Below are 6,000 nucleotides of genomic sequence, written 5' to 3' on the forward strand. Positions count from 1 at the left end.
ACTCACCTTCAGTATTGGTGTTTTTTTATCAAAATGCTGTAATCGAAAGTTGTGCGAATGTAAGCAATTATTACATCGGTAATCTATGCTTCTAACTGGTTAATTATAGGAGCAAAAAAAACCTCAATTATTACTAAACGATAAAAATAAATTAAGGTTATTTTTTAATTAGCATCTTTGTAACGTATTATTTGGAGGGTTTTTCCAACTTTTCAGGCTTTCATTAAAACCTATTTCAAAAGTGTGTCTAGGTGTGTGAAAGTGTGTCTAAAAAATCATCTGGCGAGTTAAAAATTGTACATAAATTTTGAACAATTTTACGGTTTTAAGGTAATTCATCATAATTTATTGCATTTTGAGGCTTTTTTATCGAAATTTATGTGAATTTTAGCTACAGTCACATAAAAACTACAGAGAGAAGAAAATGCATATATTTAAACCCTCTGTGATCGTGCTTGCTCTAAGCACAGCTCTTTTTGGTTGCCAGCAAGATACTGGTCCTCAAAAAGATAAAGTCACAATCGAGAAAAATCCTTATCCAAGTACTTACAAGCCTCACTCTACTTCAAGTACATTAATCACGAATGCAACCGTGCTCACTGGCACTGGCGAAAGAATCAACGATGCTGATGTGTATATTGTTGACGGTAAAATTAGCCAAGTTGGTAAAGACTTGTCTGTTACCGCAGATTCAACAATTGATGCGGCTGGCAAATGGGTTACGCCTGGTATCATTGACAACCATTCTCATCTTGGTGCCTACCCTAGCCCTGGCGTAGAGTCTCACCAAGATGGCAATGAGATGATTAACCCAAACACTGCGCAAGTGTGGGTTGAGCATTCTGTATGGCCGCAAGACCCAGGCTTTAATCGTGCCCGAGAAGGTGGTATTACATCACTACAAATTTTGCCAGGTTCGGCGAACTTGTTTGGTGGTCGTGCCGTTACATTGAAGAACGTGCCTTCAGAAACCATGCAAGGTATGAAATTTCCAAAAGCACCATATGGTTTAAAAATGGCATGTGGTGAAAACCCTAAACGTGTATATGGCGGACAAGGTGTTGCACCAAAAACACGTATGGGTAACATGGCAGGATATCGAGAAGCTTGGATTGAGGCGGCTGAATATAAGCGTGCTTGGGAACAATATGAAGCTGAATATGCCGCTGGTATGAATCCAGATGCTCCACATCGTGACATTAAGTTAGATACATTACGTGGTGTTTTAGATGGCGAGATCTTAATCCATAACCACTGCTACAAAGCAGAGGAAATGGCAATGATGATCGATTTATCTAAAGAGTTTGGCTATCATGCTGGTACATTCCACCATGGCGTTGAAGCTTATAAAATCGCTGAACTACTGGGTGAAAACGGCAACTGTGCTGCACTTTGGCCAGATTGGTGGGGATTCAAAATGGAAGCTTATGATATGTCATTAGAAAACGTGGCAATTGTAGATGCTGCTAAGAATTCATGTGCGGTTATCCATTCAGACTCAGATACGACGATTCAGCGCCTAAATCATGAGGCTGCAAAAGTGATGTACTCGGCAAATGAAGCCGGCTTTGACATCAAAGAAGAGCATGCGATTAAGTGGATCACTTATAACGCTGCTAAATCTTTAGGTGTCGAAGAGCTGACAGGTTCTATCGCTGCGGGCAAGCAAGCCGACGTTGTTATTTGGGACCAAAGTCCATTTAGCGTTTACTCGAAAGCTGAAAAAGTATTTATCGACGGCGCTAAAGTGTACGATCGCCATGACAGTAAATACCAAGCTGTTAGTGATTTTATGTTAGGTCAGCGCTAGGGGAGTGACAATGAACAAGTTTAAATTATCTATATTAACTGGTGCATTGCTTAGCTCTTCGGCGGCATTCGCTCAAATCACAGCAATTACTAATGCGACCGTACATACGCAAACAAATCAAGGTGTGTTAGAGAATGCAACGGTTGTTATCGAAGATGGCAAAATCAAAGCAATAAACCCAAAATCAGTCAATGCAGACATTACCGTTGATGCAAGCGGTAAAATTTTGACACCTGGATTAATTGGCTCGATGAATCACCTAGGGCTTATAGAAGTCGGTGCAGTTTCTCGCTCTGTAGATGCATACGATAAGTCAGGTATTGAATTCGATCCAAGCTCTGCTTTTAACCCTCGCACCAGTTTAATCCCTTATGCTAGAAAGGGCGGCATTACACAAAATGTTAGCGTACCTTCTTTGCCTTGGGGTGAAAGCGGTGTGTTTATGGGTTTAGCATTTGTAGCTGATCTATCTGGCGAATTTGACAGTGTAACCGACCGAAGAACAGCTTTGATAGTTGATTTAGGCGCGGTTAGTGGTGATGCATCACGTGGTTCTGCTATGCAATCTTTTGTTAAGAAGTTGGCTGACCAAAAGAAAAAGCTAACTTCGAAGAAAGACAAGAAAAAAGATAAAGACCCTTCATCAGAAGAAAAGTTATTGACGCAAGTACTGAGAGGGGAGCTTCCTGTTGTTGCGTATGCATCAAGAGCTTCACAACTTCTTGAGTTAGTCGCGCTTAAAGAGCAGTACGGTTTGAACCTGATCATTAGCGGTGGCGATGATGCTGTGCTTGTAAAAGAGCAATTAGCAAAAGCAGAAGTACCTGTTATTGTCAGTGCTGTTTCTAACCTACCATCTGGATTTGACGCGCTGCATGCCCATCTAGGTAACGCCGGTGAGTTAGAAAAAGCAGGTGTTAAGGTTATTCTGAATGTTGCTGGTGATGGTAGTCACAATGTATATCAAATGCGTTTTGATGCCGGTATTGCTGTAGCAAATGGTATGACACATGACGGCGCGCTAAAAGCAATGACTTCTAACGTTGCAGATGCGTTTGGCATTGAAGGTGGCAAGATCGCTGTTGGATCACGCGCAGACGTCGTTCTTTGGACAGCTGACCCATTTGAATTTAGCACGCGCATTGATCAGGTTTGGATTAATGGTGAGTCTGTAACAACGGAATCACGCCATGATAAACTGCGAGAGCGTTATACGACAGATTCAAATATGCCTCATGGATATACTAAGTAACTGAATATTTACTTGTAAAAGGCACCGATAAGCCTGTCTCTTATATACAAATCCTCGCTAAGAAATTAGCGGGGATTTTTTTGAACTAAACCTCCTTAGTGTGATCAGATCTTCAAACCATACACCGGAGAAAATAATGATTGACCAACATACCAAGTGGGCAGAGCAACAATTTGCAAAAAGTGAGTTAGGAGATCCACGAAGAACAGCACGTTTGGTAAAGTTAGCTTCAACACTCGCTAACGAACCTGAAAAGTCTCTTGTGAACATTACACAATCCCCCGCTGATATGGAAGGCGCTTATCGCTTTATTCGTAACGAACACATAGCCGCAAGCGCCATTGCAGAATCAGGCTTTAAAGCGACGACAGAGCAAGCCCAAACGCACAACTTATTACTCGCATTAGAAGATACAATAACCCTTGTTTACTGAATCTCCCCGGGTTTGCCAGAGGCTCAAATTCTTGAGAAACTGTGAACAATGAAAAATCAAATCGCTATACACTGAATGTCGTGAACGTGCAGTTAGGCTGGTTACCACGCAACAGCATGAGTAGCCGTCTCTTTGGGCTGCGCTAGTATCCATTTCAGATAAACTCGGTTGTACACCAGAGACACTCCGTGCATGAGTTAAAAAGTCTCAAGTTCAGCCTTTTGCCTCATCTTTTAACTCTCAATCCGCTGAGGAGTGCTTGGCTGAGTTAGAGCGCGAAAATAAAGAATTAAAACGAACAAATGGCACTTTTAAGCAAGCCGCCGCTTTTTTCGCCCAAGCGGAACTCGACCGCAAACAGAAATAGCCGTGGCATTTATTGACGCTTACCGTGAGCATTTCAGTATCGAGTCAATCTGCAAGGAACTGCCAATTGCACCTACAGGTGATGTAGCCATTAACTTAGGTGAGAGCGTTGCAATTCGCTTTAATGCCAATGATACCGACGGCTTCGTTGAAAAAGTCGCTGTGAGTGTAAATGGCCAGCTATTAACTGAGCTGACAAACACACCGTTTGCACTTAACAACAAACCAACAAAAGCAGGCACATATCAGTTATCTGCGGTTGCGTTTGATGACGATAATGTCCAGTCAAAAGTGGTGAGAAGTACCATTAAAGTAACCGACAATGTTACTGAGCCAACGCCAGAGGCACCAAGCGTTGACTTAACAAGCCCAGCCAACGGCAGTAGCTTTGACAAAGGCCAGCGTATTACTCTGACTGTTAATGCCAGCGACAAAGACCTAAAACAGGTTGCTTACTTTATTAATGGTAAACAAGTCACAGTTTCGACCTCTGCGCCTTATACTGCAACGTACAAAGTACAAGCAGAAGGAAACTACACGGTACATGCTGTAGCGACCGATGCTAAAGGGTTAAGCACACAGTGTAAAACACATCAGTTTAGCATAAAAGACGCAACTAAAACCTATGCAGCACCTACGTGGAATGCCAATGCTGTTTATGCAGCTGGCAAACAAGCATAAACGGTGAGCTATACCAAGTTAAATGGTGGACGCGCAACCAAAACCCAGCTCAATACATAAGCCAGTGGGCAGTATGGAAAAGCTTGGTTCGTGCCTCACCAATTTTAGCCAAGCATTATTAGCCCGTTGAGGCTGTAGGATTACTCTTTTTAGGTACTGATTTAATGGCTTTTTAATTGGTTGCTTTCTAACCTTGAATCGAGTTGGTTGCTGTGAACTAATAGATATTATTCACCCTCGGTAACCTGCTATGGCCAACTACAAGCACAAACATGGGGCTCAGTTGGGGAGCAACAAACCTTACAACCTGCGGTGGCACAATTAAAACAACAACTGGATAAGCTTAATAAGAATACCCAGCCAACTAAACAACATAGTAAATTCACCGCAGACAGCGGATTTAGCAGTGAAGCCAACTTAGAATTTATGGCGCAAAGTGGGTATGATAGTTATATAGCAGATAACCAGTTTAGAAAACGCAATCCGCTGTTTAAAGAAAGTGAAACCTATGAAACGGCGCAAGAGAAGCGCAGACTGAGACGACGAAAAGGCAAACCCCGGTTATTTACATCAGAAGACTTCTATTACGATGAAGCCTCACTAACGTGCAGATGCCCTGCGGGTAAACTCATGTGGCGAAGTGGCACAAACGTAAAAAATCATCATCAAGAATACATGCGATTCTGTGGTTACTTAAAAGAATGCAGAGTATGCCCATTGCAAGTACAGTTTAAAAATGATGACTCGCGTAAAAAGCGAAGCTACATTGATAAAATGAAAGTCAAAATAGACAGCCCAAAGGACATACAGTAAGCGACTAGGATGTATGGAGCCCGTATTCGGAAATATCACAGTGAATAAAGGGATGAATAAATTGACTTTACGAGGAGAAAAGAAGGTGAATGCGCAATGGAAACTGTATTGCTTAGTACATAACCTAGAAAAATTGCGAAACACGATACACTAAGAGTGGGGAGCTCTCCGAAGTCTCAACAAGCCACATAAAACCGCCTCAAAACCGCATAAAGCCCCTCTTAAAGTAGAAAATGACTAAACGATTGAATCAAATGAATAACTCGGTTATCGTTGATACGACAGTGAAAAATTATTAGAAACGAGTAATTCTACAGGCTCGTTATATTTACCCGTAATCAGTAAGGTTTTTCTCTATGAAATTATTATATTTATCATTATAAAATTTCGTTTTACTAGGTTGTAACTAATCTGAAGATACTTCTGATATTACACCTGAAAAGTCAGTAGCTGAGGACAATTTCGAAATGTGGAATAATTCCTCCAAAACTTCGTATACTTTTGTTTATGAAGAAACAGGGTTTACACCTCTGAGTGGGCAATGGGAAATACAAGTTCATAATGATGAAGTTATTTTTGTTAATTACCTTGGTGAGAATAATCCAACATTTGAGATGGGTTTAACGGCGTTTTTCAAGGTAGTTG

The 6,000-nt window shown here is 41.4% G+C and carries 4 protein-coding genes, 2 pseudogenes and 1 other annotated feature; all 6 genes and pseudogenes read left to right on the top strand.

Translation table 11 applies throughout. The features are described 5' to 3' along the window. The first annotated feature begins 424 nt into the window (after positions 1–424). Positions 425–1,810 (top strand): amidohydrolase, encoded by a 1,386-nt coding sequence (locus N482_RS11820; RefSeq protein ID WP_063377228.1) that lies wholly within the window; start codon positions 425–427, stop codon positions 1,808–1,810. A 10-nt stretch (positions 1,811–1,820) separates the two neighbouring features. After that, the gene (locus N482_RS11825) at positions 1,821–3,062 is read left to right on the top strand and encodes an amidohydrolase family protein (RefSeq protein WP_063377229.1); all 1,242 of its coding nucleotides are present in this window, start codon (positions 1,821–1,823) and stop codon (positions 3,060–3,062) included. A 136-nt stretch (positions 3,063–3,198) separates the two neighbouring features. Continuing rightward, positions 3,199–3,492 (top strand): annotated as a pseudogene (locus N482_RS11830) (transposase DNA-binding-containing protein); the annotation flags it as partial. Positions 3,493–3,819: 327 nt separating this feature from the next. Further along, positions 3,820–3,936, top strand: a sequence feature (AL1L pseudoknot). Further along, a complete protein-coding gene (locus tag N482_RS11840) occupies positions 3,865–4,542 on the top strand; it encodes an Ig-like domain-containing protein (protein WP_063377231.1) in 678 nt (225 codons plus the stop codon). (Overlaps the previous feature by 72 nt.) Positions 4,543–4,800: 258 nt before the next feature. Then, positions 4,801–5,509 (top strand): annotated as a pseudogene (locus N482_RS25640) (transposase); the annotation flags it as partial. A gap of 274 nt (positions 5,510–5,783) precedes the next feature. After that, positions 5,784–6,000, top strand: a 217-nt coding sequence (locus tag N482_RS26120; RefSeq protein WP_419555034.1) for a DUF6174 domain-containing protein, incomplete at its 3' end; no start/stop codon positions are given.

This window comes from Pseudoalteromonas luteoviolacea NCIMB 1942 (assembly GCF_001625595.1).
In the GTDB taxonomy this organism is placed as follows: domain Bacteria; phylum Pseudomonadota; class Gammaproteobacteria; order Enterobacterales; family Alteromonadaceae; genus Pseudoalteromonas; species Pseudoalteromonas luteoviolacea_A.